Source organism: Streptomyces sp. NPDC002669 (assembly GCF_042889165.1).
Lineage (GTDB): Bacteria > Actinomycetota > Actinomycetes > Streptomycetales > Streptomycetaceae > Streptomyces.
Genome location: NZ_JBIAQQ010000024.1, coordinates 11,645 through 36,030, shown reverse-complemented (window position 1 = coordinate 36,030; position 24,386 = coordinate 11,645). Strand labels below are relative to the sequence as shown.

Here is a 24,386-nt window from a genome sequence, read left to right as displayed (position 1 = left end):
GTCGTTCAGGCAGCCGGTGCGGTCGTCCGGGCGGCGGCCCGGATCTTCAGCTGCTGGCGCAGGGCGCGCCGTTCGGGTTTTCCGGTGGGGGTGCGGGGTACCGCTTCCAGCACCTCGGCCAGACGGATGCGTTCGAAGTCCGCGAGCCGCTCGTTGGCCCGCGCGGTGATCGCGTCGAGGACGTCGGCGGGGGCCGCGGGGTGCTCCCCGTCCGGTCGGGGACCGGTGTGCGGTACGGGTTGCGGGGCGTCGCGCAGCACGACACCGGCCCAGACCAGGCCGCCGTGCACGTCGTCGGGCCAGTCGGCGACGATGCAGTCGGCGACCCTCGGGTCCTCGCCGATGACCTGCTCGACGCGGCTCGGCGAGACGATCTCGTTGTCGTGCTTGAAGATGTCGGAGAGCCGGTCGACCAGGCGCAGCGAGCCGTCGTCGTCGAGGTAGCCGACGTCACCGGTGGAGAACCAGCCGTCCTCGTCGATCCGGGCCGGGTGGCTGTCGTCGAGGTATCCGGCCATCAACTGCGGTCCCCGGACCTGGACTTCGCCGGTGGACCAGATCTCGACCGGGGTGCGGGAGTCCACGTCGACGAGGCGGCACTCGGTGCCGGGGACGGGCTCGCCGACCTCGCCCGGCCGGTAGCGGTCGGGCCGCTGGCAGTGGGTGAGCGGGGAGAGTTCGGCCATGCCGTAGCCCTGGATGACGGGGACGCCGAGCCGGTCGCGCAGGGTGCGCGCCGCCCCGGGCCTCAGCCCGGAGCCGCCGGAGAGCACGGCCGTGAGCCGACCGCCGGCAGGGGCGGGCCCGGCGGCGGCGAGGCGTTCGTCGTCGGCCAGGCGGTGCAGCCGGGCGGGCAGCCCGTAGTAGTGGGTGGCACCGGCCGCGGCGGCCGCGGCGAGCGAGGCGAACGGGTCCGGGTCCTGGCACAGGACCTGGCAGGCCCCCGCGTACACCGCCGAGTTGAGGTGCATGACGTGGTAGAGCGGCAGGTGGTTGAGGGCGACCGAGGCACAGTCCAGGTGGTGGGCCAGGGCGGTCTGCTTCGCGTTGGCGACCAGGTTGCGGTGGGTGAGCAGGACGCCCTTGGGGCGGCCGGTGGTGCCGGTGGTGAATTGGACGCAGGCGATCGACGCCGGGTCGGACAGGCCCCAGCCGGGGGTGTCCGGTGCCGTCTCCAGGGCCGGGTGCAGCGGGACCGCGTCGCCGGGCGTCACCCCGTCCGGGGCGTCGGTCACCACGATCGTGCGGAGCAGGGGCAGTGCGCCGCGCAGCTTGGTGAGCAGTTCGGCCGTGGCCGCGGGGACGAACACCACTTCCACCCCGGCGGTGGCCAGGACGTGCCGCAGCCCCTCCGCCCCGACCAGCGGGTTGACCAGGACGGCGGTGGCGCCGCTGCGGATCGTGCCGTAGTAGGCGGCGGCGAAGACCGGGTCGAGGACGTGGGCGACGCCGGTGCGCACCCCGCGCCGGTTCCCGTTCTCCCGCCGCAGCCAGGCGGCGACGCGGTCGGTCAGCGCGTCCAGCTCGCCGAACCCGATGTCCGTGTCCGCGGTCCGTACGGCGATGCCGTCGGGGTCGCGCACGGCCGCCCGGCGCAGCAGGGCGTCCAGCGGAAGGTCCGGAAAGGCGAGGTTCGGCATGGCTCGTTCTCCTCCGGCTGGTCGGTGCGCGGCTGCCGTTCGGCACCCGGCGGGCGTTTACACGTTCGGCCGGGGCGCTTGAGGAATCTTCGAAGAGCGCTCGATCTGCGCCGCAGAGAGTGTCCGCATCCGATGGAACGGAGGAGGGTCACATGACCACCGAGATGCTCAGCCGCACCGACACCGCCTTCGCGGTGCCCGACGGGGTGCATGCCCCCGAGGAGGACTTCGGCGTCCTGTACGCGCGGGTCCAGCAGTTCTACGCGCACCAGATGCAGCTCTTCGACTCGCACGAGGCCGAGCGCTGGGCGGGAACCTTCACGGAGGACGCCGTCTTCGACGTGCCGACCCTGGACGAGCCGGTGCGCGGCCGGGCCGCTCTGGCGGCGAACGTACGGCGCAACGAGGCCCAGCAGGCGCGCAGCGGGGAGCGGTTCCGGCACTGGATCGGAATGCTCGACCTGAGTCCGCAGCCGGACGGGACGCTGCGCACCCGCTGCTACGCGCTGGTGTACGCGACGCCCGCCCAAGGCGTGTCGGCGGTGCACCGGGTGTGCGTCATGGAGGACGTGCTCGTCCGCTCGCGCGGCAAGTGGCGCACCCGCCACCGCGTCGTGACCCGTGACGACCTCGGCTGAGGGGCGCCGGGGCCGGCCGGGCGGTCACGTCCGGCACGGACACCGCTCGGCGAGATCCCCGCAGGAGAACGCGCGCATCGGCCGGAGCGGCCGGGCGACCGGAGGACCAGGAGGCACAGGATGACGACGTATGCGACCGAGCCGCGGCTCGGCACCGACCGGACGGCGCTCTACGTGGAGGTGCAGCAGTTCTACGCCCGGCAGGTCCGGCTCCTCGACGACCTGCGGGCGGAGGAGTTCGCCGCGACGTTCACCGCCGACGGGGTGTTCGCGCCGTCGCCCGGCATCCCGCCGGCCCGGGGCCGCGAGGCCATCGCGGCGGAGCTGCGCGCCGCGCACGTGCGCCGGTTCGGCACCGAGCCGGTGCGGCGCCGGCACTGGTACAACATGCTGAGCGTGGACCCGGGGCCGGACGGCAGCCTGGTCACGCACTACTACACGCTGGTGATGGTCAGCCGCCCCTGGGACCCGGTACCGGTCATCTCGCCGAGCAGCGTGGTGGAGGACGTGCTGGTGTACGAGGGCGGGGAGCTGCGCACGCGCGAGCGCCGCGTCACCCCCGACCACCAGTCCTTCTGAGGGGCGGGGCCGGTCCGGTCCGGCCGTCCGTCAGGCGTGGCAGGCCGGTGTCCCGCCGTGGTGCTCGGACATCTCGCGGAACAGCGCGGGGATGTCCAGCGGATCGCCGGGCGCCGCGCCGCGCTCCTCCGCGTAGGCGCGGTGCAGGTTGGGCACCAGCCGCTCGGCGTCCAGCAGACCGGCGTACGGTCCGGGTCCCGCCTCGCGGGCTACCTGGAGCGGGGTGAGTCCGGCGGCCAGCCCTTCCCGGGCGAGCCGCTGGAGGCGCAGCAGGTATCCCTCGTTGTCGTCGAACAGCTCGGGTCCGCCCACCGGTCCGTGGCCCGGCACGACGGTGCGGGCGCCGAGGGCGCGCAGGGTGCGCAGCGCCTCCAGGGAGCCGGAGACCGAGCCCATCGGGCAGAACGGGGTGGCGCCCGACATGACCAGGTCGCCGGTGAACACCACCCGCTGCTCCGGCAGCCACACGACGGTGTCGCCGGTGGTGTGCGCGGTCCCCGGGTGGATCAGTTCGGCCCGCAGCGTGCCGATGTGCACGGTCATGCGGTCGCGGTACGTGATCTGCGGGGGCACGACCTCCAGGTCGCCCCAGCACACGTCGGGCCAGAGTCCGGCCATGTGCAGCCCGGCCGCCTCGATGTCGGCGCGGGCCCGTTCGTGGCCGATGACGACGGCCTCGGGGAAGACGAAGTTGCCGAAGGTGTGGTCGCCGTGGAAGTGGGTGTTGACCAGCAGGCGCGGCGGGGCGCCCGCCACCCGCAGCACCTGCGCGCGCAGCCGCCGGGCCCGTGCTTCGGTGGCGACGGTGTCGACGAGGAGCGGGCCCCCGGTGCCGTCGCCGACGAGCAGTCCGGCGTTGTTCAGGCACCAGCCGCCGTCGGGCTGGACGTAGCCGAGGACGCCGTCGGCGATCTCGGTGAGCCCGGGGGTCGATGACATGGTCGGCTCCTCGACGGATTCGTGGCGGTCGGGTCAGGCGGCGGCCCGGGCGGACAGGGCGCGGTTGACCAGGTCGAGGTACTGGCGCGGGGTCTCCGCGTCCTCCAGCACCTCCTCGTCCAGCAGGACCTCGTAGTCGCGTTCGATGATGCCGGTGACCTGCAACAGGGCGAGCGAGTCGTAGCCCAGGTCGAGGAAGAGGGTGTCGAGGACGTCGCCGTCCAGGTCGACGCCCTCGCCCTCGCCCGCGCAGGTGCGCAGCAGGACGGTCAGTTCGGTGAGCTCCAGCCGGTCCACAGAAGTGCCTTTCTCCTCGGTGGTGGGTCGATGTGCGACCCGGTCGTGGGTCGATGTGCGACCCGGTCGGGGGTCGGTGCGCGGTGCGGGCGCGGATCGGTGCGCGGTGCGGGCGCGGATCGGTGCGCAAGTCGTACGCGGGTCGGGTGACCGTCCGGTCGGGGGGCCGCCCGACCGGTTCTCAGCGTGCGGCGCGCACCACGGTGGCCGCGTTGAATCCGCCGCGGCCACGGGCCAGTACCAGCGCGGTCCGCAGTGCGGTCCGGCGCGGCGCGCCGATCACCAGGTCGACGGGGCAGTCCTCGGCGGGTCGGGCGGTGCCGGTCGTCGGCGGGATCACCTGGTCGCGCAGGGCGAGCAGGGCGGCCGCCAGATCGAGGGCGGAACCGCCCGCCGAGAGCCGGCCGGTCATCGACTTGGGCGCGGTGACCGGCACTCCGTACGGGCCGAACAACTCGGCCAGCGCCCAGGCCTCGGCCCGGTCGGCGGCCCGTTCGCCCGCCGCGTCGGCGAACACCACGTCGACCTCGCCGGGGGTGATCCCGGCGTCCGCCAGGGCCAGTTCGGCGGCGGCCCGCAACCGGGGCTCCCCGGTGCCGGGCGCCGGGTCGAACGTGGCGGCGCAGCCCGCGACCGTGCCGTGGACCACTGCGCCGCGGCTGCGGGCGGCGTCCCCGTCCTCCAGGACGAACAGCGCACCGCCCTCGCCGACGACATGGCCCGACGCGGCGGCGTCGAACGGCAGGTAGGCCCGGTCCGGGTCGTCGCCCGTGCTCAGTCCGCCGCCGGCCAGGTACGCCGTCCAGCCCCAGGGGCACAGCGCCGAGTCGACGCCGCCGGTGACCACGGCCCGGACGCCCTTGCGCAGTTGGCGGCGGGCCTGGGCGACGGCGTCGAGGCCGCCCGCCTGCTCGGAGACGACGACCCCGCTGGGGCCGCGCAGTTTGTGCCGGATGGAGATCTGGCCGGAGTTCGCGGCGTAGAACCAGGCGAAGGACTGGTAGGCGCCGACGTGCCGGCTGCCCTTGCTCCACAGCGCCTGGAGCTCGTGCTGTCCGAACTCGAAGCCGCCGGTGGCGTTGGCGGTGACGACGCCGACCGCGTAGTCGGGCAGCCGTTCCGGGTCGAGGTCCGCGTTCTCCAGCGCCTGCGCGGCGGCGGCGAGCGAGAACCGGGTCACCCGGTCGGTCTGCGGGAGCAGCCGGCTCGCCACGTGGTCCTCGTCGACGAACCCGGTGACCTCCCCGGCGAGCCGGGCGGGGTAGCCGGAGGCGTCGAAACGGGTGAGGGGCCCGATGGCGTTCTCGCCGCGCAGCACGGCCGCCCACCACTGCTCCGTGCCGACGCCGCCGGGCGCCACGACACCGATGCCGGTGACGACCGCCTCCACTCCGCGGACACCGATCAGCCCCGCCTCCTCGGCGGCCACGGCGGTCATGCGGCCGCCCCCGTGTGCCGGTTGGTCAGCACCATCGCGCTCTGGAAGCCGCCGAAGCCGCTGCCGACGCTGAGCACCGTGTCGGTGCGCCGGCGACGGGCGACGAGCGGGGTGTAGTCGAGGTCGCAGGCGGGATCCTGGTCGTGCAGGTTGGCCGTCGGCGGCACGGTGTCGTGCTCGATGGCCAGGGCGCTGGCGGCGATCTCCAGGGAGCCGATCGCGCCCAGCGAGTGGCCGATCATCGACTTGATGGAGCTGACCGGCACCCGGTGGGCGTGCTCGCCCAGGCTGCGTTTGAATGCCGCCGTCTCGTGCTTGTCGTTCTGCTTGGTGCCCGATCCGTGGGCGTTGACGTAGTCGACGGCCGTGGCGTCCAGGCGCGCCTCGTCCAGGGCGACCCTGATCGCCTCGGCCATCTCGCCGCCGTCCGGGCGCAGCCCCGTCATGTGGTACGCGTTGGAACGGCTCGCGAAGCCCGCGATCTCCGCGTACACATGGGCGCCGCGCCGCAGCGCGTGCCCGTGCTCCTCCAGGACGAGCACCGCGCTGCCCTCGCCGAGCACGAAGCCGTTGCGGGTGCGGTCGAAGGGGCGGGAGGCGGTCTCCGGCTCGTCGTTGCGCGTGGACGTGGCGCGGATCGCGTCGAAGGACGCCAGGGTGATCGGGGTGACCGGGGCCTCCGAGGCGCCCGCCACCATCACGTCGGCACTGCCCTCGCGGATGAGTTCGGCGGCGTGGCCGAGCGAGTCCAGGCCGGAGGTGCAGCCGGTGGAGACGACCGCGACGGGCCCCTGCGCACCGATGTCGCGCGCCACCTCGACGGCCAGGGAACTGGGCACGAGGTAGTCGGCGAGCCGTTCCTCGGCCCTGGTGTGGTCCAGGAGCCAGTGGCCGCCGCGCTCGCTGACGTGCGCGTAGCTCTCGTCGAGCCCGGTGCTGCACCCGACGGCGCTGCCCAGGGTGACCCCGGTGCGCTCCGCGCCGTCGGCCGGGGTCAGGCCGCTGTCGGCGACCGCCTCGCGGGCGGCGACCAGTGCGAACTGGGCCGCGCGGTCCAGCCGGCGGGCCTCCCGGGGGCCGAAGCCGTGCTCGGCCGGGTCGAAGTCGACCTCGGCCGCGATCTGCGAACGGAACGAGGAGGCGTCGAAGAGGGTGATGCGGCGGGTCGCGGTGCGGCCCTCCGTCAGCAGTGACCAGAACGCCCTGGTGCCCACCCCGCCGGGTGCGACCACCCCTATCCCGGTGATGACGACGCGTCTCATCGGCTGTTCCTCATGGTGTGTGTCCTCCTGTGGTGGGCGGCGGTCAGCCGCGGGCCACGACCGCGGCGGGGGCCGGTGCGGTGCGCCGTACGACACGGCAGGCCCGCCCGAGCAGGCGCGGCAGCTCGCGGCCGCGTACGAAGAAGTGGTCGCCGGGCACGGTCCGGGTCACCACCCGTCCCGTGGTCCAGCGCCGCCAGCCCGCCATCGCGTCCGGCTGGGCCAGCGGGTCGTCCGCCCCGGCGACGACCAGCATCGGCACGGACAGCGGTGCGCCCCCGGCCGGTTCGCGGGCGCCGGCCCGCAGGTCGTCGGCGAGGGTCAGGTCGTCGCGCAGCACCGGCAGCACGGCCCGGTGCCAGAACCCGCCGGGTCCGGCCCCCTCCGGGAGGGCGCCGACCTCGCCGAGCAGCTTCAGCAGGTGCTCGTCCGGTTCCCCGACGGAGTCCGAGAGTTCGGACGCGGAGTCGGGCGGCGGACAGGCCCCGACGGCCAGCAGCGCGGGGCCGGGCAGCCCGGCCTCGTGCAGGGCCCGGGTGACGGTGTAGGCGATCATCGCGCCGAGGCTGTGCCCGTACAGCACGTACGGGACGTCCGGGGCGGGGGCGAAGGTGCCCATCACATCGGCCAGCAGTGCCTCGCGCCCGGTGATCCGGGGCTCGCGGCGCCTGGCCTCGCGCCCCGGCAGCAGCCTGGGCACCGGTTCGACGCCGGGGCCCAGGTCGCGGGGCCAGTTGTAGAAGGACGAGACGCCTGCTCCGGCGTGTGCGAAGCAGTGGAGCCGTACGGGCTGTTCGTCGGGCATCTGCTGTGCCTCCCTCGTGGGCGGGTTCGTCAGGCCGCGTACAGATCGAAGGTGGAACCGCGGCGCGGTCCGCAGGTGACGTCCAGTGCCGGGTCGACGGCGAGCATCGCCTGGTGCAGCCGCTGGAGCTGCGGCGAGGGCTCCACGCCCAGCTCCTCGATGAGCCGGGTCCGCAGCCTGCGGTAGACGTCCAGCGCGGTGGCCTGGCGCCCGGAGCGGTACAGCGCAACCATCGCCTGCGAGTGCAGTCCCTCGTGCTGGGGGTGACGAGCCATCAGATCAGTGAGTTCCGCGAGGAGTTCGCTGTGCCGGCCGAGCCGGAGGTCGGCGTCGATGCGCCGTTCGACGGTCACCAGCCGGCTCTCCTCCAGCCGCAGGACCTCGATCTCCAGGATCGAGCCGACCCGTACGTCCACGAGTGCCGTTCCCTGCCACATCGCGAGCGCCTCGCGATACAGCTTCCCGGCCCGTACGTCCTCGCCCTCGTCGAAGGCGCTCTGCCCCGCGGCCACCAGCTGCTCGTAGCGGTGCACGTCCACGGACTCCGGCGGGATCTGCAGCAGATAGCCGCCGTGCCGGGTGGCCAGCACCTCCTTGGCGGTGCCGGGTGCGTCGGGCCCCATCGCGGTGCCCAGCCTGCGACGCAGCTGCAGGATGTACGTCTGCAGCGTGGTCATGGCGCTCTGGGGCAGGTTGGTGCCCCAGATCTCCTCCATGAGTGTGGGCACGGGCATGACCCGGCCCGGGTAGAAGGAGAGCAGCGCCAGGATCTGGCGCGGCTTTCCCGCGGTCGGAACGATCGACACTCCGTTGACGTCGGCACTCAGTGGACCCAGAACCTGAATCTCCACGATTTCCTCCCCGCATGCCCGGTCGATTCCCCCGAGCTCGAAGCCGTCGGCGTTCCGCACGCTAGCCCCGTTCGCCCCGCACGCCCCCGTACCTCGACCTGGGTTCGAGCGGCCTTCCAACGGGACGCGGCCGGCGCCTCCGGTTCGCGGGCGCGCCGACCGGCCCCGCCGGCAACGGCCGGAGAGGCCCTCGGGGAACAGGAGCCGCAGGTCGTCCATGCCGGCACCGGGGACCGCGCTCAGCCGTCCCGCCCGGCGGGTCATCATCCGGCCCGCGCGTGGTGGCCGACGCAGATCACGGCGTCGTGTTCGGGAACGAGTCCTTCGAGCATGCCCATCTGTTTGGGCCTGCCGCGGATGAGGCGTGCCGCCGGGTGCAGCGCCTCGGGCAGGAGGTTGCGCATCGGGCCGTGCGCGTCGTTGACGGTGATGTCGGTGGCACCGGCCGCGACGGCTCCCCTGACGGCGGCGTTGACGTCCTCCGCCATCATCAGCCGTCCGCGCTCGTAGTCCCGGCCGCCGGGCTGGACGTCGTCGGCGTCCACGAGCCCTGTGATGCCTTCCAGGTCCACACTGATGTAGATCCGCACCGTGTCTCCTCAAGTTCGACCGCCCGGGAAACGCCACCGCTCCGCCTCCAGTTCCTTCGGCGGCTCACGGCCGTCCGGTTTCGGCCCGGACCGGTACACGCCCGGTCCGGGCCCTCGAACCGGAACGAGCCGCCCCTCCTTGTCACATGGGGGTCGGGACCGGCCTCCCGTCGTCCGCGGGGCCGTCGGCCGTCCAGGTGAAGTGCACACGTGCTCGAACCGGACCGGAGGGACGATCATCGGTCGCGCACATCGGCTAAGGTCCGGTACTCCGACCGAAGACCATGTCCCACAAGACGGAGTCAGCATGGAACTGCGCCTGTTCGTGTTCCACCACGCGGGTGGTTCCCATCTGCTCTACCGCGACTGGCCCGGCCGTTTCCCGTCCGACTGGGAGGTGCGGCTCGTCGACGCCCCCGGGCGCGGTCTGCTGGCGGACCGGCCCGCCATCGGGGACGCCCACCGGCTCGTGGACCACTTCCTCACCGAACTGGATGCCGAACTCTCCGGACCCTACGCCCTGTTCGGCCACAGTATGGGTGGGCTCATCGCCTACGAACTCACCCGCAGGATCCTCGCCGAGGGCCGTACGCCGCCGGTCTGGCTGGGGCTGTCGGCGCGCAGCACGCCGCGCCCCGAGGGGGACGGAACCCGTCGGTACCTGCTCGACGACGCCGGGCTGCGCCGGGAGCTGGCCGCGATGGGCGGCACACCCGCCGCGGTCCTGGAGGACCCGGAGATGTGGGAGCTGTTCGGTCCGGCCATCCGGGGCGACCTGCGGCTGGTGGAGACCTGGCGGCCCGCTCCCGACCCGGTGCCCCTGCCCGTGCCGCTGTCCGTCTTCGGCGGCACCGACGACACGGTGGCGCCGCCCGCCCGGCTGTCCGGCTGGGCGGACCGGGCGGAGCACTTCCTCGGCCTGCACCTGTTCGAGGGCGGGCACTTCTACTTCCAGCCCGACCCCGCCGCGCTGACCGGGCGGATCGCCGAGGACGCCCGGCGCGCGCTCGCCCTCTCCGCGTCCGCCCCCGAGATCCCGTGATGCCGGTGCTCGAACTCGCCCCGCCGTCCGCGGCACCGGCGCCCCCGGCCGCCGCGGACGGCGGCGAGGTCGAGTTCCGGCTGCTGGGGCCGGTGGAGGTGCGCGATCCGCTGACGGGGGCGGGCATCGTCCCACCGGGCTCCAAACAACGCGCCCTGCTCTCCGCGTTCGTCGTCCACGCCGGACAGCTCCTGCCCGGCGACCGGCTGACCGCCGAACTCTGGGGCGACCGTCCCCCGGCGAACGCCGCGAACGCCCTGCAGGCCCATGTCGCCCGGCTGCGACGGCTGCTCCCGGCTTGCGCCGGTGCGGCCGACAGCGGGCGGGAATGGATCAGCACCCTGCCGGCCGGCTACCTGCTGCACCTGGGCCCGGCCACCACCGACGTCCAGCGTTTCCACCGGCTGTCCGCGGAGGGCCGGGCGATGCTCGCCGCCGACCCCGGCCGCGCCGTCGAACTGCTGCGCCGCGCCCTGGCCGTGTGGCGCGGCCCCGCCCTCCAGGACAGCGGCCACGGACAGATCTGCGCCACCGAGGCCGACCGGCTGGAGGAGAACCGGCTCACCACCCTGGAGACGCTGTACGAGGCGAGCCTGCGCTGTGCCCGGCACGGCGAGATCACCGGCGAGCTGGAGAAACTGACGGCCGATCACCCGCTGCGGGAACGCTTCTACGACCTGCTGATGCTCGCCCTGTACCGCAGTGGCCGCCAGGCCGAGGCACTGGGCGTGTACGAGCGGGCGCGCCGTCGGCTGAGGGATGCGCTCGGCATCGAGCCGGGCCCGGCGCTGCGCGGCCGGATGGAGGCGATCCTCAACCACGCGCCCGACCTGTCCGCCCCGGCCCCGTCGGACGCCCCGGTGACGGTCGGGGCGGCCCCCGACCCGGGTGACGAACTGGCCCGGCTGCGGCGGCGCGTCGACGAACTGGGCCGGGAGCAACAGGCGTTGTCCCGCCGCATCGACGCCCTGACCGCCCGGCTTCCCCGGAACCTGACCGCCCGGCCCTGATCCGATCGCACCGGCCGGACCGGAGTGATGAGACGATCTCCTCCACCGCATCGGCGGGAATCGGCCGGGGCGGCCGCCGGAAAGGACTGTGGGGGACCGCGTGAGTACAGGGGGCGGGGCGCTCGGTGCGCCCGGCAGCCGTATCGGCTCGTACACCATCGAACGCAAGCTCGGCGAGGGCGGGATGGGGAGCGTGTACCTCGCCCGGTCCCGCGGCGGGCGGCCCGTCGCGGTGAAGGTGGCCAGGTCCGAGCTGGCCACCGACCCCGTCTTCCGCGAGCGGTTCCTCGCCGAGGTCGCCGCGGCGCGTGCCGTCGGCGGATTCCACACCGCACCCGTCGTCGACGCCGATCCGGACGCCCCGACGCCCTGGCTCGCCACCGCGTACGTCCCCGGCCCCACCCTCGCGGAGTTCCTCCGCACACGAGGTCCCATGGACGAAAGGGCGTTGCGGGGGCTCGGTGCCGGTCTGGCCGAGGCGCTGGAGGCCATCCACCGGTGCGGGCTCGTCCACCGCGACCTGAAGCCCGGAAACATCATCATGGCCGACGACGGTCCCCGGGTACTCGACTTCGGCATCGCGCGGGCGGTCGAGTCCACCCGTCTGACGGCGACGGGCCACGCCTTCGGCACACCGGGTTTCCTCGCCCCCGAGCAGGCGACGGGCGACGAGGTCACCGGCGCGGCGGACGTGTTCGCGCTCGGCGCGGTCCTCGTCGCGGCGGCGGGCGGCAGCCCGTTCGGCGGGGGGACGCCCATGGGGATGATGTATCGCACGGTGCACGAACCCGCGAATCTCGACGCCGTGCCCGAGGGGGTGCGGCATGTGGCGGCGGCCTGCCTGGCCAAGGAGCCGGGACGGCGTCCGACGACCGACCAGCTCCTGGACTGGTTCGAGGAGTCCGCGGAACGGCCGGAGGGAGGCGAGGAACCCGGCCCCGACCCGCGCCGGCTGCTGGCATCGGAGCCGACACCGCCGTCGGCTCCGGCTCCCGTTCCGGCTCCGGATCCGATTGCCCAGGCCGCCACGTACGTACCGACGCGGTTGGACATGCCGCCGAAGCCTGCCCACGCCCCGCACGTCCCCGCCCCGGACACCTCCGCCTCCGCCTCCGAGGAAGGGGTGTTCATCGCCGCGGATTCCAACTCCAGCATCCTGGTGGACGCCGACGGTGTGATGTTCACCCTGTACCGGATCGGCGCCCCGGACCGGGGCGGGCGGGAGGAGGACCCCGAACAGGCGGACGTGGAGGCGGAGTTCTCCTGGTCCGAGATCGCCGACGTCACCGGTCGCACCGTCCGCCGCACCCGGCTGCTCGTCACCCTCGCGCTGTACGACGGCTCGTCGTACTCCTGCGAGATCAACGCCCGCCGTGCCGCCCACCTCCACACCTGGCACCAGGGCCTGGCCGACGCCCTGCGGCGGTACCTGCGCCGCTGAAGCGGGCCGGGGACGGCGGCCCCGGTCGGCGGCGGCCCAGCTCAGGCGGGGACGGGCTCAGGCGGGGACGGGCTCCGGGTCGACGCCGTCGAAGGGGGGATAGCTCTCGCCCCCCGTGCGTTCGGCCGCGTCGATGTAGCCGGCAAGGGCGTCACGGGACCGGGCGAGGCTTTCCATCCGGTCGTCCAGCTGCCGAAGCCGTGACCGCATCGCGGCCAGCAGCTCGGGACACCCGGCCAGCTCCGGGGCCTCCCCGACCGCGCAGGGCAGCAGGTACGCGATGTCCTCGGAGGACAGACCGGCGCCGAGCAGGTGCCGGATCTGCTTCACCCGCAGCACGGCGCTCTCGTCGTACTCCCGGTACCCGTTCGCCCCGCGGTCCGCCTCCAGCAGGCCCTGGGCCTCGTAGTAGCGCAGCTGATGGGCGTTGAGGCCCGTTCGACGGCCCAGTTCCCCGATCCTCATCGAAACCTCGCTTGACCTTCATACCGGTATCAACGTTGACGATGCTGCCATGAACGACACAACCACTGCGCCCGTGACGGTCATCGGACTCGGGCTGATGGGTCAGGCGCTCGCCGGCGCGTTCCTGAAAGCCGGCCACCCCACCACCGTATGGAACCGTACGGCCGCCAAGGCCGATCAACTGGTCGTCGAAGGAGCAAAGTTGGCACCCACGGTCGGTGCCGCGCTCAAGGCTTCCCCTCTGACGGTCATCTGTCTCACCGACTACGCGGCCGTGCACGAACTGCTCGGCGCGGACGATGTCGTGCCGACCGGTACGACACTGGTCAACCTGACCTCCGGCGACTCGGCCGGGGCCCGGGAGGCGGCCCGGTGGGCCGACCGGATCGGCGCCCGTTACCTGGACGGCGCCATCATGGCCGTCCCGCCGGTGATCGGGACCGCCGAGGCGGTGATCCTGCACAGCGGGCCGCAGGAGGTCTTCGAAGCGCACCGGTCGACACTGGAGGCGCTCGGCACTGTCACCCACCTCGGTACGGACCACGGACTGGCGGCCCTGTACGACGTGGCGGGGCTGGCCATGATGTGGAGCGTCCTGAACGCCTGGCTCCAGGGCACCGCCCTCCTCCGCACGGCCGGTGTCGACGCCGCGACGTACGCGCCGTTCGCCCAGCGGATCGCCACCGGTGTGGCCGAATGGCTGCCCGGGTACGCCGAGCAGATCGACAGCGGCTCCTTCCCCGCCGAGGTGTCGGCCCTGGAGACCGACGCACGGGCGATGGAGCACCTGATCGAGGAGAGCAGGGCGGTGGGCGTCAACGCCGAACTGCCCGAGCTGTTCAAGGCGATGGCCGACCGGGCGATCGCCGCGGGGCACGGCGGGGAGCAGTATCCCGTGCTGATCGAGGAGTTCGGCAAACCCCGCGACGACGCCTGACCGGGACCGGCAGGGGCCGGGCCCGTCCGACGAATGCCCGGCTCGGCAGCGGTTCGTGAACCAGTCGCCCGGCGATCCGCTGCCGGTACAGCGGCGGATCGCCACGGGCGCCGGTCACGGCCGCAGCGTGTCCTCCGGCCGGAGTCGGAACAACGAGGCCGGCCCGGGTGGGAGAAGGTGGTCCGGGCTCAGGGCAGGCGGGCCGACGCCATGGCCGTACCGCGTACGTAGAAGACGACATCCCCGGAGACGAGCACCTGCTGTTCGCTGCCCGCCTCCCGGTCCGGCCAGCCGTCCGGCAGGACCATGTCCAGCGTCGAACCGTCCGCGAGCGACCGCGTCTCGATGCCCGCCGGGCTGACGAGGACGAGACGCCGGCCGACGAGAAGGGCCTCACCCCGCTGGGGGAACTCCGCCCACCCCAGCGGGGACCGCCACAGGACCGTCCCGTCACCGGCCCGGGACGCGATCAGATCCTGGGTTGCCCCGGACCCGTCGGCAGTGATCACCGTGCCGTCGGCACCGGCCGTCAGTGGGTTGTCGCCCATCACGGTGCCGCGCTCGTCCAGCGTCCCCGGCCCCCTGACCACGGTGCGCGCCGAGCCGGAGTCGGAGCAGTAGGAGGTCCCGTCCGGCACCACCACGTCCCCGCAGTACACCTTCCTCTCCTCGGCGAGCACCCGCCCGGTCCGCCGGTCCAGCTGCCAGGTCCCGCCGGGGCCCGTGATGTGGAGGCGGCCGGCCACCGGCGTCATGCTGTTGGGATAGGCGAGCCGCAGCTTCCGCTCCCAGATCCGCTGCCCGTCGCTCTCCCGGTACGCCCGGAACAGCATCTCCCCCGGCAGCCCGACGCCCGCAGCGCCCTCGTACGCGATGTAGACCGTGCCGCCGGCGGCGACCGCCAGCTCCGGGAGGAAACCGGCGGCCCCCGGCCAGCGGGCGAGCGGCCGGGCGTCGGACCGTCGCGCGACGAGGACTCCTTCGCCCTCCGGAAGAAACACCCGGTCCGTGGAGAGGCCGGGCGTCATGACGGCGCCACCGGGCCGCACCGGCGCCGCGTGCCGCCACACGAGCGTCCCGTCGGTGGTCCGGCGTGCCTCGACCCCACCGCTGCCACCGCAGAGCAGCAGGTCCGTGCCCAGCACGCACCCGCCGATGCCGGACGACGCCGTGGCGTGCCATGGCTTCCACCCCTTCGGCGCCGCGGCTCCCGGTGTCCCGGGTTCCGGATAGGCCAGGGTCATCGCCCCGTAGGCGCCGCCGTTCATCATCGGCTCCTCCGGGTCGGGCGGGGCAGCGGGACGGACCGGTGCCGAGGACGAACCGCCCGGCGTCTTCGCCCCGTCGTCCTTCGTCTCGTCCCCGGCCAGGAGCCGCACGCCGAGGACGGTCGCGGTCACGGCCAGTGCCGTCGACGCGGCGATCACCGCCGCCCGGGTCCGGGTACGGGTACGCCGCGAAGCGGGCGCCCCGTCCGGCCGGCCGGGCCCCTGGCCGGCTCCCGGAACGGCGGCGGGTACCGGTGGTGGGAGCGGAAGCCGCGGCGCGCTCGCCACGATCCGGCCGGTCTCCTCCTCGTACGCGGCGATCAGCTCCCGCACCCCGGAGGGCCACGGGAACGGCTCCTGCGAGCGGGCGAACAGCGCACCCGGGCGCTCCCCGGCCGCCTGCGGGTCGAGCGCTCTGACCAGGGCGTCGGTCGTCGGGCGGGCTGCCGGGTCGACGGCCAGGCAGGAGGCGACGAGGTCGCGCAGCCCCGCGGGGACGTGCCGGAGGTCGGCGCGTCCCTCCACGATCCGGGTGAGGACGGCGGCCAGTTCGGCGTCGTCGAAGGGACCGTTCCCGGTCGCCGCCCAGCACAGCAGCGCGCCCAGGCCGAAGACGTCGGAAGCGGGTCCCACGGGGTCCGTGCCGCCCACCTGCTCCGGTGACATGAACCCGGGCGTGCCCACCGCCGAACCCGCCGCCGTGAGCACCGTCCCGTCGAAGGCCCGGGCGATACCGAAGTCGATGACCTTGGGCCCGGCCTCGGCGAGCAGCACGTTCGCGGGCTTCAGGTCGCGGTGGACGAGGCGCGCGCCGTGGACCGCCCGCAGGGCCCGCGCGAGGTCGGCTCCCAGGGCCCGGACGACGTCCGGGGGCAGCGGGCCGTGCCTCCGGACCGCCTCGGCGAGCGAGGGCCCGGGGACGAACTCGGTGGCGAGCCACGGGGGTTCCGCATCCGGGGCGGCATCGATCAGGGCCACGGTGTGAGGACTGCGCACCGCGCGCGCGGCCTCGACCTCCCGGCGGAAGCGAAGTCGGAACTCGGCGTCGAACCGGACGTCCTCCCGCACGGTCTTCACCGCCGCGAGGACTTCCCTGTCGCTCGGGCGGGACGGGTCCGCCGGTCCGGACGGGTCCACCGGTCCGTCGCGGCGGGCGAGATGAACCGTGCCCATGCCGCCCGCACCGATCCGCCCGATGAGCGCATACGGGCCGACACGGCGGACGGCGGACGCGTCCAGGGGCTCCAGCACGACGACTCCAGAGGTTTGGGGGCCGGGGGGACTCGGTGGCTCGGGGGGCCGGGAGATCTCAGCGTCCGGGCAGGGTCTGCGCGCGAACGGTTCCGTCGAAGTACCCGAGCACGACCACTCCGCCGACGGAGAGCAGGGACGGGGCGCGACGGGCACCCGGACGGCTGGGGTCGGTGCCGGTGGCCCGGTTGCCGGGCGAGTCCGGCACGGAGGTCGGGACCGCGTCCCCCTCCGCGGCCGGCAGCACGCTCAGGGTGGCGTTGTCGGCGTAGACGACGGTGTCGCCGATCGCGACGGGCGAGGTGAGGGGGGCGGGCCGGCCGTCGTCGCCACGCGGGATCGACGCCACCGTCGTCACTGCGGACAGCTTGTCGTACGGGGCGTCGGTGACGCGTACCACCCGTCCCTCGGAAGGGAGTTCAAGGATCGGGGCCGTACCGGGGACGTACGGCCCGAACACGGCGTCCCGCACCGAGACCTGCCGCGTGAGCCGGTACCGGTCGCTCAGGTAGCTCGATGTGAGGGCCTCGGCGTCCCGGAAGTGGAGGCCCCGGCCGTCGGGATCGATACACAGCAGCTCACCGGCGGACAGGCGCGGATCGAGGCAGTACCGGGTGTCGGGCGACCCCTCGCCGGTCCCGCCGGGCGGTGCCTCGCGCTCCGTCTTCCCGGTGGCCGGGCTCCACGTGGCGAGGCCCTTCTCCCCGTTGACGTAGAGCAGGTCCGGTGCGTACGCGAGAACACCCTGCCGCCCGGCGCGCGGGTCCGCCGTCCGGGCCACGGGCCGGGTCCAGCGGCGCGCGCCGTCCGCGAGGGCGTACGCCTCGGCGCGCACCCCGTCGGCGTCGGCGAGGTTGACGTAGACGCCGGTGTCGACGCCGAGCAGCCGGCCCAGTGGGCGGCCGGACAGCGGCCGCTCCCAGCGGACCTTTCCGTCGGCCGTGGCACGCGCCCGGAGCCGGCCCTCCTCGGCGGTCACGACGACGCTGCCGGCGATCACGGGGCCGGTGGCCCCGGCGGGTTCGGCGCCCTTGCGGAGCGGAGCCCGCCAGAGGGAGGAACCGTCCTTCAGCCGGAGCGTCTGCAGGCTGCCGTCCGCGAGCCGGCACACCACGACGGTGCGGTCGGCTCCGCAGGCCACCGGCCCGGCGGTGAGGTGCACGGTCCAGGGCCGCCAGCCGTCCGGGCGCTGCGAGGGGGCGTCCTCGAAGACCCTGCTCCGGTCGGGGCCGCCGAGTTCGTCCACGTAGGAAGCCTGTACGGGCCCTCCCGCCGGGCCGCTCTCGCGGGGCGGGGCGGATGTCGTGGGAACGTCCGGGGATCCGCCGTTCCCGGCGTCCGGCCGGGGCCACAGTCCTGCGGCGTAGCCGCCTGCCAGCCCGGCGCCCGCGAGGACCACCAGCGTCAGAGCCGCGGTCAGCACGCGGCGTCGGCGGACCTCACGGCGGGCAACGGCCCGGTGCGGCGCGGTCATCGTGGGCGCGGCGTGGAGTTCGGGAACGGCTACGGTCCCCAACTCGGCGGCCAGTCGCGTCAGTTCGTCCTCGCGGCGGGCGATGGCCGCGGCGGCGTGCGGCGGCCATGCGCCGTCCGCGGGGGCGTCCTCGAAGAGCCGGGCGAGCTCGACGGTGTCCGGTCGGCTCGACGGGTCCTGATGCAGGCATGCCGCGAGCACGTCGCGCAGCCCGTCCGGTACGCCCGTCAGATCGGCCTCGGCACGGGCGATGCGGAACAGGATCGCGGCGACCGGACCGCCCCCGAACGGACCGCGCCCGGTCGCCGCGTAACAGAGCAGCGAGGCGAGGCAGAAGACGTCGGAGGCGGCGACGACGTGCTTGCTGCCCGCCACGTGCTCGGGCGACATGAACCCCGGAGAGCCGACGATCCCGCCGGTGCGGGTCATGGTGCCGGCGCCGAAGGCACGGGCGATGCCGAAGTCGATGACCTTGGGACCGGCCGCGGTGAGGAGTACGTTCGCGGGCTTCAGATCGCGGTGCAGGACCCGCGCGTGGTGGATCGAGCGCAGCGCCGCGACGAGCCCGCGGCCGAGGGCGCGCACGGTCGGCTCCGGCAGCGGGCCGCCGCCCCGCACCACGTCTTCCAGGTCGGGGCCCGGCACGTACTCGGTGGCCAGCCAGGGGGGCGCGCCCTCGGGGTCGCCGGCGAGCAGCCGGGCCGTGTACCGGCCGGACACCGCCCGGCCCGTTTCGATCTCGCGGCGGAACCGGGACCGGAACCCCTCGTCGTCGCTGAGGTCGCTCCGTACGGTCTTCACGGCGACGAACACCCGGTGCGGCGGCCGGCGTTCGTCCGCTCCGAGGTACACCTCGCCCATGCCGCCCGAACCGAGCCGCGCGACGATCCGGTAGGGGCCGATGAACCGGGGCGTCGAATCGTCCACGTCCCCCAGCAAGCCTGTCGCCTCCCCCGGGGCCGGTCACAAGAATGACCATGACAGCACACGCGCAGGAGCTGTACAAGGCGCGGGAGCGGGGCTCGCTACCGCGCCTTGTGCGGCTGCCCGCATGATGATCCTGAGAGCGCGGCACGAGGTGGCTCCGGCCGGCGCCCTCGTCCCCGACAACACACGATCCGAGCCGTACGGCCACTCGCCGAGCGCGTCCTCAGCTACCGGCCCCAGCGCAGCAGGGTGGTTCCGAGGGTCATTCCGCCGCCGAACCCCGCCAGCAGCACCAGGTCGTCGTCGACCGGACCGTCCGTACGGCGAGCGTGGTCGAGGGCCAGCGGGATCGAGGCGGCCCCGGTGTTCCCGTGCCGTTCCACCGGGAGGTGGACCCGTGCCGAGGTCAGCCCGAGCCCGGCGGCCACGCTCCGCAGCATCTCGCCGTTGGCCTGGTGCGGCACGAAGTGGTCGATCTCGTCGGCCGTGACCCGGAAGGCGTCGAGGGTGCCCGCGACGGCGTCCGGCAGCTCCCGTTCCACGAAGGCCCGCACCTCCCTGCCCTGCATCCGGAAGAAGTGGTCGCCGCGGGCGACGGTCTTCTCCGACGCGGGTTTCCTGCTGCCGCCCGCGGTGACGCCGATCAAGTCGTGCAGATGGCCGTCGGTGCGCATGCCGGTGCCCAGGAGGCCGCGGCCCCCGGACACCGGGCCGAGCACCACGGCGCCCGCCCCGTCCCCGAACAGCGGCGCGGTCCTGCGGTCCTCGGGATCGATGATGCGCGAGTAGACCTCGCTGCCGACGACGAGTCCCAGGTGCCGGCGCCCGTCGGCCCCCGGCCCGGCCAGCAGCCGGGAGCAGGTGTGCAGCGCGGCGACGAATCCGGCGCACACGGCGTTCACGTCGAAGGCCGCCGCCCGGCGCGCGCCGATCCGGTGCTGCACGAACGCGGCCGTGGCCGGCTGCGGATGGTCGGGGGTGGAGGTCGCGACGACGATCCAGGCGAGGTCGTCCGGTCCGGCCCCGGCGTCGGCCAGGGCCCGTACGGCGGCCTCGGTGGCGAGGTCCGACGCGGCCTCGTGGTCCGCGGCGTAGCGCCGCTCGCGGATGCCGGTCTTGCGCTCGATCCATTCGGCGGTGACCCCGGCCCGGGCGGCGACCGTCTCGTTGGTGACGATCCGTTCGGGCAGGTACGAGCCGGTGCCGAGGATGCCGGTGCCGCCCGGGGCGGGCGAGTACACGGTCATGCCGCCACCGGGGTCCGGGCCAACCGCTCCCGGACCGTGCGGAGCACCTCTTCCTGTTCGTCGACGAGGAAGAAGTGCCCACCGGGCAGCACCCGCAGACCGAAGCCCGAGCTGGTGTGGTTCACCCACGCCTGTACGTTCTCGATCCGCGCCTTGGGGTCGTGGTCGCCGGTGAACGCGGTGACGGGGCAGTCCAGGGGCGGGCCCGGACGGTAGCGGTAGCCGCGCACCGCCCGGTAGTCGGCGCGCAGCGCGGGCAGGATCATGCGCAGCGTCTCCTCGTCGTCGAGCAGCGCGCCCCCCGTCCCGTCCAGCTTCCGGATCTCGGCGACGACCTCCTCGTCGGTCTCCGGGTACCACGCGTCCGCGCGGTCCAGGGAGGGGGCGCCGCGGCCGGAGACGAACAGTTCGACGGGGCCGTTGCCCGCGGCTTCCGTCCGGCGGGCCACCTCGAAGCCGACGACGGCGCCCATGCTGTGCCCGAACAGCGCGTACGGCCGGTCCGTCCACGGACCCAGTGCCTCGGCGATCCGGTCGGCGAGCGCCTCCAGGTCGGTGGCGGCCGGCTCGGTGCGGCGGTCCTGCCGGCCGGGGTACTGGACGGCCAGGACCTCCACCTGCGGCGAGAGCTCCCGCGCCACCGGGAAGTAGAAGCTGGCCGAACCGCCGGCGTGCGGCAGGCAGACCAGGCGTACGGGTGCGTCGGGGGCGGGCCGGTAGTTCCTGAACCAGGGGCTGTCGCCGGGGATTCCCGTCATGAGTTCTCCTAGCCGATCCGAGTGGGTCCTGCGCACAGGATGGGTGCGCGCCCCGCTCCCGGGCCTCCCCTAATCGCCCCCTATGACCGGGCGCGCGCCTTCTGGGGGCGGACAGGGGTGCCCCGGGGGCGGTGCGGTGTCCCACGCTGGACGGACACCCGTGACGGACATCCGTGACGGATGCCTGTGGCAGACAGCGGACGCCCGTGACGGACACGGTGGCCCGCTTCGCTCTCCTCGACTCTCAAGAGAATCAGGGAATTCACGTGGACGAGATCATCAGTGCTCTTCTCTCCGAGGACGCGACGCCGCAGGACTTCGCGGGTCTGCGGCTCCCGGAGAGCTATCGAGGTGCCGTTGTCCGCAAGGAGGACACCGGCATGTTCGAGGGCATGGCCTCCGCCGACAAGGACCCGCGCAAGTCGTTGCACCTCCAGGACGTGCCGACCCCCGAGCCCGGTCCGGGCGAGGCCCTGGTCGCCGTCATGTCGAGCGCCATCAACTACAACACCGTGTGGTCGTCGATCTTCGAGCCGCTGCCGACCTTCGGTTTCCTGGAGCGGTACGCCAGACAGTTCCCCGGCGCCGCCCGCCACGACCAGCCGTACCACGTCCTCGGTTCCGACCTGGCGGGCGTCGTCCTGCGCACCGGGCCCGGGGTGAACCGCTGGCGGTCCGGGGACCGGGTCGTGGCGCACTGCCTGTCGGTGGAGCTGGAGTCGGCGGACGGGCACAACGACACGATGCTCGACCCGGAGCAGCGCATCTGGGGCTTCGAGACCAACTTCGGCGGCCTGGCCCAGCTCGCGCTGGTGAAGTCGAACCAGCTGATGCCCAAGCCCGAGCACCTGAGCTGGGAGGAGGCCGCCTCCCCCGGTCTGGTGAACTCGACCGCGTACCGCCAGCTGGTGTCCCGCAACGGCGCCGGCATGAAGCAGGGCGACAACGTGCTGATCTGGGGCGCCAGCGGCGGACTCGGCTCGTACGCCACGCAGTTGGCCCTGGCGGGCGGCGCCAACCCGATCTGTGTGGTCTCCAGTGAGCGGAAGGCGGAGATCTGCCGGAGCATGGGCGCCGAGGCGATCATCGACCGCAGTGCCGAGGGCTACCGGTTCTGGAAGGACGAGCAGACCCAGGACCCGCGCGAGTGGAAGCGCTTCGGCAAGCGCATCCGCGAACTGACCGGCGGCGAGGACGTGGACATCGTCTTCGAGCACCCCGGCCGCGAGACCTTCGGCGCCTCGGTGTACGTGGCCCGCAAGGGCGGCACGATCGTCACCTGTGCCTCCACGTCGGGGTTCCGGCACGAGTACGACAACCGCTACCTGTGGATGTCGCTGAAGAAGATCGTGGGCTCGCACTTCGCCAACTACCGCGAGGCGTGGGAGGCCAACCGCCTGGTCGCCAAGGGGAAGATCCACCCCACCCTGTCGAAGGTCCACTCCCTGGAGGAGACCGGCCAGGCCGCGTACGAGGTGCACCGCAACCTCCACCAGGGCAAGGTCGGCGTGCTGGCCCTGGCCCCGCGCGAGGGGCTCGGCGTCCGGGACGAGGAAATGCGCGAGAAGCACATCGACGCCATCAACCGGTTCCGGGAAGAGGAGGCGCGGACCTCATGACTGCGCGACAGAGCGACACCAAGCCCGGGGCGAGCCCCGTCACGCCCGCCACCCCCGCACCCGTGACGGACGCCGCCGCTCCCGCTTCCGTGACGGGCATCGTCGGCCTGGGCTCGACGGGCGAGGCACTCCTGCACCTGCTGCACGGCGCGGGCCACACCGTCGTCGCCGTGGACACCGACCTGGACGTCCTGGCCCGTGTGGCCGGGCGGCTCAAGGCCGTCATCGCCGCCGGGAACGGCCCCGACCGCCCCGACGTCACCTTCACCGCCGACCACACCGCGCTGGGCGCGGCCGGTCTGGTGATCGAGGCGGTCCCGGAGGACCTCGCCGCCAAGACCGACGCGCTCGGCCGGATCATCTCGGTCTGCCCGCCCGGCACCCCGGTGCTGACCACCACGGCGGCGCTGCCGGTCACGCGTCTGGCCATCGCCACCGGCCGGCCGGCCGACGTGGCGGGGCTGCGCCTGTTCACCCCGCCCGCCCCCGGCGGCCCCGTCGAACCGGTGCGGACGGCCCTGACCTCCCCGGAGACCGCCGCCGCCGTGGACGCGCTGGTGGCCTCGGCCGGGCTCGCCCCGGTCGCGGTCGGCGCCCGGCCCGCCGCCGACGCCACCGCCCTGGTGCTCGGGTTCCTCAACCGTGCCGTGATCCTCTTCGACGAGGGCTACGCCACCCAGCACGACATCGACACCGCCATGCGGCTGGGCTGCGGGCTGCCGGCCGGTCCGCTGGAGACGCTCGACCGCATCGGCCTCGGCACCGCCCACGCCGCGTTGACGGAGCTGTGGCGGCGCACCGGCGACAGCGCCTTCGAGCCCGCCCCGCTGCTCAGCCGGATGGTGGCGGCCGGGCGCCTGGGCCGTACCACCGGCGAGGGCTTCCACACGTACGACGAGACCGGTGCCCCGCTCGGCCGGCCGGCCGACGGCTCCGACGGGCCGGCCGGTGTGCCGGTGCGCCGGGTGGGGGTGCTCGGCTCCGGCGCGATGGCGCGCGGCATCGCCGAGGTCACGGCCACGGCGGGGTACCCCACGGTCCTGGTGGCCCGCGACCCGGAGAAGGCACAGCGGGCGCTGGACTCCGTCGCCGACTCCCTGACCCGGGGCGTACGGCGGGGCAGGGTCACCGTCGAGACCAGGGCATCGGCCGGTGAACTCCTCACCGGCGCCCATGACATGGCGGCGCTGGCCGACTGCGACCTGGTCATCGAGGCGGTCGCCGAGGACCTCGACGTCAAGCGTGCGATGTTCGCGGCGCTCGGCAGGGTCTGTGCTCCCGGCACGGTACTGGCCACCACCACGTCCAGCCTCTCGGTCGCCGCGTGCGCCGAGGCGTCCGGCCGCCCGGCCGATGTCGTGGGCATCCACTTCTTCAACCCGGCCCCCGTGATGAAGCTGGTGGAGCTGGCGCACACGGACGCGGTGGCCCCGACGACCCTGGCGACGGCGCACGCCTTCTGCCGCACCCTCGGCAAGACGGCGGTGACGTGTCCGGACCGCACCGGCTTCATCGTCAACAGCCTGCTGTTCCCCTACCTCGGTGCGGCCCTCGCCCTGCTGGAGCGGCACGACGCGGACATCGAGGAGACCGACCACGCGATCCGGTCCGGATTCGGTTACCCCATGGGCCCGTTCGCGCTCCTGGACACCATCGGCCTCGACGTCTCGCTCGCCATCCAGAACCGGTTGTACGAGTGCTTCCGCACCCCCGAGTACGAACCGGCCGTGGTCCTGGACGAGTTGGTGGCCGCGGGCCTGCTCGGCCGCAAGAACGGCCGCGGCCTGCGCACGGCGGGCGCCCGCCGCTGACGGTCCCCGCCGGTGTCCCTCCCCCGATGAACCGTCCCGGGAGGGACACCGCCCCGCGCCTGCACGCCTGCGTAGACTCCGGGCCCGTGGTACCAGG

General features: G+C 73.9%; 20 protein-coding genes and 1 pseudogene. 8 read left to right on the top strand and 13 right to left on the bottom strand.

Annotated features, from left to right (window positions below; all coding sequences use genetic code 11):
* Window positions 1-5: 5 nt before the first annotated feature.
* Window positions 6-1,640, bottom strand: a complete 1,635-nt coding sequence (locus ACFYW1_RS29325; protein WP_388999675.1) for a class I adenylate-forming enzyme family protein — start codon at window positions 1,638-1,640, stop codon at window positions 6-8.
* Between the two features lie 152 nt (window positions 1,641-1,792).
* Between ACFYW1_RS29325 and ACFYW1_RS29320 the strand changes: the two genes are divergently transcribed.
* Window positions 1,793-2,278 carry a nuclear transport factor 2 family protein gene (locus ACFYW1_RS29320; protein WP_388999672.1) on the top strand — a complete coding sequence of 162 codons (486 nt, stop codon included), beginning with the start codon at window positions 1,793-1,795 and terminating at the stop codon, window positions 2,276-2,278.
* Window positions 2,279-2,398: 120 nt separating this feature from the next.
* The gene (locus tag ACFYW1_RS29315; RefSeq protein ID WP_388999669.1) at window positions 2,399-2,857 is read left to right on the top strand and encodes a nuclear transport factor 2 family protein; all 459 of its coding nucleotides are present in this window, start codon (window positions 2,399-2,401) and stop codon (window positions 2,855-2,857) included.
* 30 nt (window positions 2,858-2,887) lie between these two features.
* Here the strand turns inward: ACFYW1_RS29315 and ACFYW1_RS29310 are convergent, their stop codons facing one another.
* The 7 genes and pseudogenes from ACFYW1_RS29310 to ACFYW1_RS29280 all read right to left on the bottom strand — a co-directional run.
* Window positions 2,888-3,796 (bottom strand): MBL fold metallo-hydrolase, encoded by a 909-nt coding sequence (locus ACFYW1_RS29310; RefSeq protein ID WP_388999666.1) that lies wholly within the window; start codon window positions 3,794-3,796, stop codon window positions 2,888-2,890.
* A 33-nt stretch (window positions 3,797-3,829) separates the two neighbouring features.
* A complete protein-coding gene (locus tag ACFYW1_RS29305) occupies window positions 3,830-4,093 on the bottom strand; it encodes an acyl carrier protein (protein WP_388999663.1) in 264 nt (87 codons plus the stop codon).
* 181 nt (window positions 4,094-4,274) lie between these two features.
* Window positions 4,275-5,531 (bottom strand): ketosynthase chain-length factor, encoded by a 1,257-nt coding sequence (locus tag ACFYW1_RS29300; protein WP_388999660.1) that lies wholly within the window; start codon window positions 5,529-5,531, stop codon window positions 4,275-4,277.
* Complete coding sequence (locus ACFYW1_RS29295) at window positions 5,528-6,793, bottom strand: beta-ketoacyl-[acyl-carrier-protein] synthase family protein (protein ID WP_388999657.1); 1,266 nt, start codon at window positions 6,791-6,793, stop codon at window positions 5,528-5,530. Before ACFYW1_RS29295 ends, ACFYW1_RS29300 begins: the two co-directional genes overlap by 4 nt.
* A gap of 43 nt (window positions 6,794-6,836) precedes the next feature.
* A complete protein-coding gene (locus ACFYW1_RS29290; protein WP_388999654.1) occupies window positions 6,837-7,598 on the bottom strand; it encodes a thioesterase II family protein in 762 nt (253 codons plus the stop codon).
* A gap of 29 nt (window positions 7,599-7,627) precedes the next feature.
* Window positions 7,628-8,449, bottom strand: coding sequence for a BTAD domain-containing putative transcriptional regulator (locus ACFYW1_RS29285; protein WP_388999651.1), 822 nt, complete (start codon window positions 8,447-8,449; stop codon window positions 7,628-7,630).
* Window positions 8,450-8,715: 266 nt separating this feature from the next.
* A pseudogene (locus ACFYW1_RS29280) lies at window positions 8,716-9,039 on the bottom strand (M55 family metallopeptidase); the annotation flags it as partial.
* Between the two features lie 307 nt (window positions 9,040-9,346).
* Between ACFYW1_RS29280 and ACFYW1_RS29275 the strand changes: the two are divergent.
* The 3 genes from ACFYW1_RS29275 (at window position 9,347) to ACFYW1_RS29265 (ending at window position 12,532) form a co-directional block, all read left to right on the top strand.
* Window positions 9,347-10,081, top strand: coding sequence for a thioesterase II family protein (locus ACFYW1_RS29275; protein ID WP_388999648.1), 735 nt, complete (start codon window positions 9,347-9,349; stop codon window positions 10,079-10,081).
* On the top strand, window positions 10,081-11,091 hold the full coding sequence (locus ACFYW1_RS29270) for a BTAD domain-containing putative transcriptional regulator (RefSeq protein WP_388999645.1): 1,011 nt from the start codon (window positions 10,081-10,083) through the stop codon (window positions 11,089-11,091). The genes ACFYW1_RS29275 and ACFYW1_RS29270 overlap by 1 nt, the downstream gene beginning before the upstream one ends.
* Window positions 11,092-11,191: 100 nt before the next feature.
* Window positions 11,192-12,532, top strand: coding sequence for a serine/threonine-protein kinase (locus ACFYW1_RS29265; protein ID WP_388999642.1), 1,341 nt, complete (start codon window positions 11,192-11,194; stop codon window positions 12,530-12,532).
* A gap of 57 nt (window positions 12,533-12,589) precedes the next feature.
* Here the strand turns inward: ACFYW1_RS29265 and ACFYW1_RS29260 are convergent, their stop codons facing one another.
* Complete coding sequence (locus ACFYW1_RS29260) at window positions 12,590-12,997, bottom strand: MerR family transcriptional regulator (RefSeq protein ID WP_388999639.1); 408 nt, start codon at window positions 12,995-12,997, stop codon at window positions 12,590-12,592.
* A 49-nt stretch (window positions 12,998-13,046) separates the two neighbouring features.
* On the opposite strand from ACFYW1_RS29260, the gene ACFYW1_RS29255 reads away from it, so the two are divergent.
* Window positions 13,047-13,934, top strand: coding sequence for an NAD(P)-dependent oxidoreductase (locus ACFYW1_RS29255; protein ID WP_388999636.1), 888 nt, complete (start codon window positions 13,047-13,049; stop codon window positions 13,932-13,934).
* A gap of 188 nt (window positions 13,935-14,122) precedes the next feature.
* Here ACFYW1_RS29255 and ACFYW1_RS29250 read toward each other — a convergent pair whose 3' ends face one another.
* From ACFYW1_RS29250 to ACFYW1_RS29235, 4 genes are all read right to left on the bottom strand, one after another.
* The gene (locus tag ACFYW1_RS29250; protein WP_388999633.1) at window positions 14,123-16,453 is read right to left on the bottom strand and encodes a protein kinase; all 2,331 of its coding nucleotides are present in this window, start codon (window positions 16,451-16,453) and stop codon (window positions 14,123-14,125) included.
* Window positions 16,454-16,511: 58 nt separating this feature from the next.
* The gene (locus ACFYW1_RS29245) at window positions 16,512-18,854 is read right to left on the bottom strand and encodes a protein kinase (RefSeq protein WP_388999630.1); all 2,343 of its coding nucleotides are present in this window, start codon (window positions 18,852-18,854) and stop codon (window positions 16,512-16,514) included.
* 227 nt (window positions 18,855-19,081) lie between these two features.
* Entirely contained in the window at window positions 19,082-20,101 is a 1,020-nt protein-coding gene (locus ACFYW1_RS29240; protein ID WP_388999627.1) for a 3-oxoacyl-ACP synthase III family protein, read from the bottom strand.
* Window positions 20,098-20,859: a thioesterase II family protein gene (locus ACFYW1_RS29235; protein WP_388999624.1), complete on the bottom strand. Its 762-nt coding sequence runs from the start codon at window positions 20,857-20,859 to the stop codon at window positions 20,098-20,100. The genes ACFYW1_RS29240 and ACFYW1_RS29235 overlap by 4 nt, the downstream gene beginning before the upstream one ends.
* A 266-nt stretch (window positions 20,860-21,125) precedes the next feature.
* On the opposite strand from ACFYW1_RS29235, the gene ccrA reads away from it, so the two are divergent.
* Both ccrA and ACFYW1_RS29225 read left to right on the top strand, forming a co-directional pair.
* Window positions 21,126-22,478 (top strand): crotonyl-CoA carboxylase/reductase, encoded by a 1,353-nt coding sequence (ccrA, locus tag ACFYW1_RS29230; RefSeq protein WP_388999621.1) that lies wholly within the window; start codon window positions 21,126-21,128, stop codon window positions 22,476-22,478.
* Window positions 22,475-24,289: a 3-hydroxyacyl-CoA dehydrogenase family protein gene (locus tag ACFYW1_RS29225; RefSeq protein WP_388999618.1), complete on the top strand. Its 1,815-nt coding sequence runs from the start codon at window positions 22,475-22,477 to the stop codon at window positions 24,287-24,289. Before ccrA ends, ACFYW1_RS29225 begins: the two co-directional genes overlap by 4 nt.
* The last annotated feature ends 97 nt before the right edge of the window (window positions 24,290-24,386 follow it).

Excerpts from the sequence above, each read along its gene's own strand:
- ACFYW1_RS29290 (WP_388999654.1), bottom strand. The coding sequence starts at position 7,598 with ATGCCCGACGAACAGCCCGTACGGCTCCACTGCTTCGCACACGCCGGA.
- ACFYW1_RS29240 (WP_388999627.1), bottom strand. The coding sequence starts at position 20,101 with ATGACCGTGTACTCGCCCGCCCCGGGCGGCACCGGCATCCTCGGCACC.
- ACFYW1_RS29320 (WP_388999672.1), top strand. The coding sequence starts at position 1,793 with ATGACCACCGAGATGCTCAGCCGCACCGACACCGCCTTCGCGGTGCCC.
- ACFYW1_RS29310 (WP_388999666.1), bottom strand. The coding sequence starts at position 3,796 with ATGTCATCGACCCCCGGGCTCACCGAGATCGCCGACGGCGTCCTCGGC.
- ACFYW1_RS29235 (WP_388999624.1), bottom strand. The coding sequence starts at position 20,859 with ATGACGGGAATCCCCGGCGACAGCCCCTGGTTCAGGAACTACCGGCCC.
- ACFYW1_RS29315 (WP_388999669.1), top strand. The coding sequence starts at position 2,399 with ATGACGACGTATGCGACCGAGCCGCGGCTCGGCACCGACCGGACGGCG.
- ACFYW1_RS29275 (WP_388999648.1), top strand. The coding sequence starts at position 9,347 with ATGGAACTGCGCCTGTTCGTGTTCCACCACGCGGGTGGTTCCCATCTG.
- ACFYW1_RS29300 (WP_388999660.1), bottom strand. The coding sequence starts at position 5,531 with ATGACCGCCGTGGCCGCCGAGGAGGCGGGGCTGATCGGTGTCCGCGGA.
- ACFYW1_RS29255 (WP_388999636.1), top strand. The coding sequence starts at position 13,047 with ATGAACGACACAACCACTGCGCCCGTGACGGTCATCGGACTCGGGCTG.
- ACFYW1_RS29270 (WP_388999645.1), top strand. The coding sequence starts at position 10,081 with ATGCCGGTGCTCGAACTCGCCCCGCCGTCCGCGGCACCGGCGCCCCCG.
- ACFYW1_RS29295 (WP_388999657.1), bottom strand. The coding sequence starts at position 6,793 with ATGAGACGCGTCGTCATCACCGGGATAGGGGTGGTCGCACCCGGCGGG.
- ACFYW1_RS29260 (WP_388999639.1), bottom strand. The coding sequence starts at position 12,997 with ATGAGGATCGGGGAACTGGGCCGTCGAACGGGCCTCAACGCCCATCAG.
- ACFYW1_RS29325 (WP_388999675.1), bottom strand. The coding sequence starts at position 1,640 with ATGCCGAACCTCGCCTTTCCGGACCTTCCGCTGGACGCCCTGCTGCGC.
- ACFYW1_RS29225 (WP_388999618.1), top strand. The coding sequence starts at position 22,475 with ATGACTGCGCGACAGAGCGACACCAAGCCCGGGGCGAGCCCCGTCACG.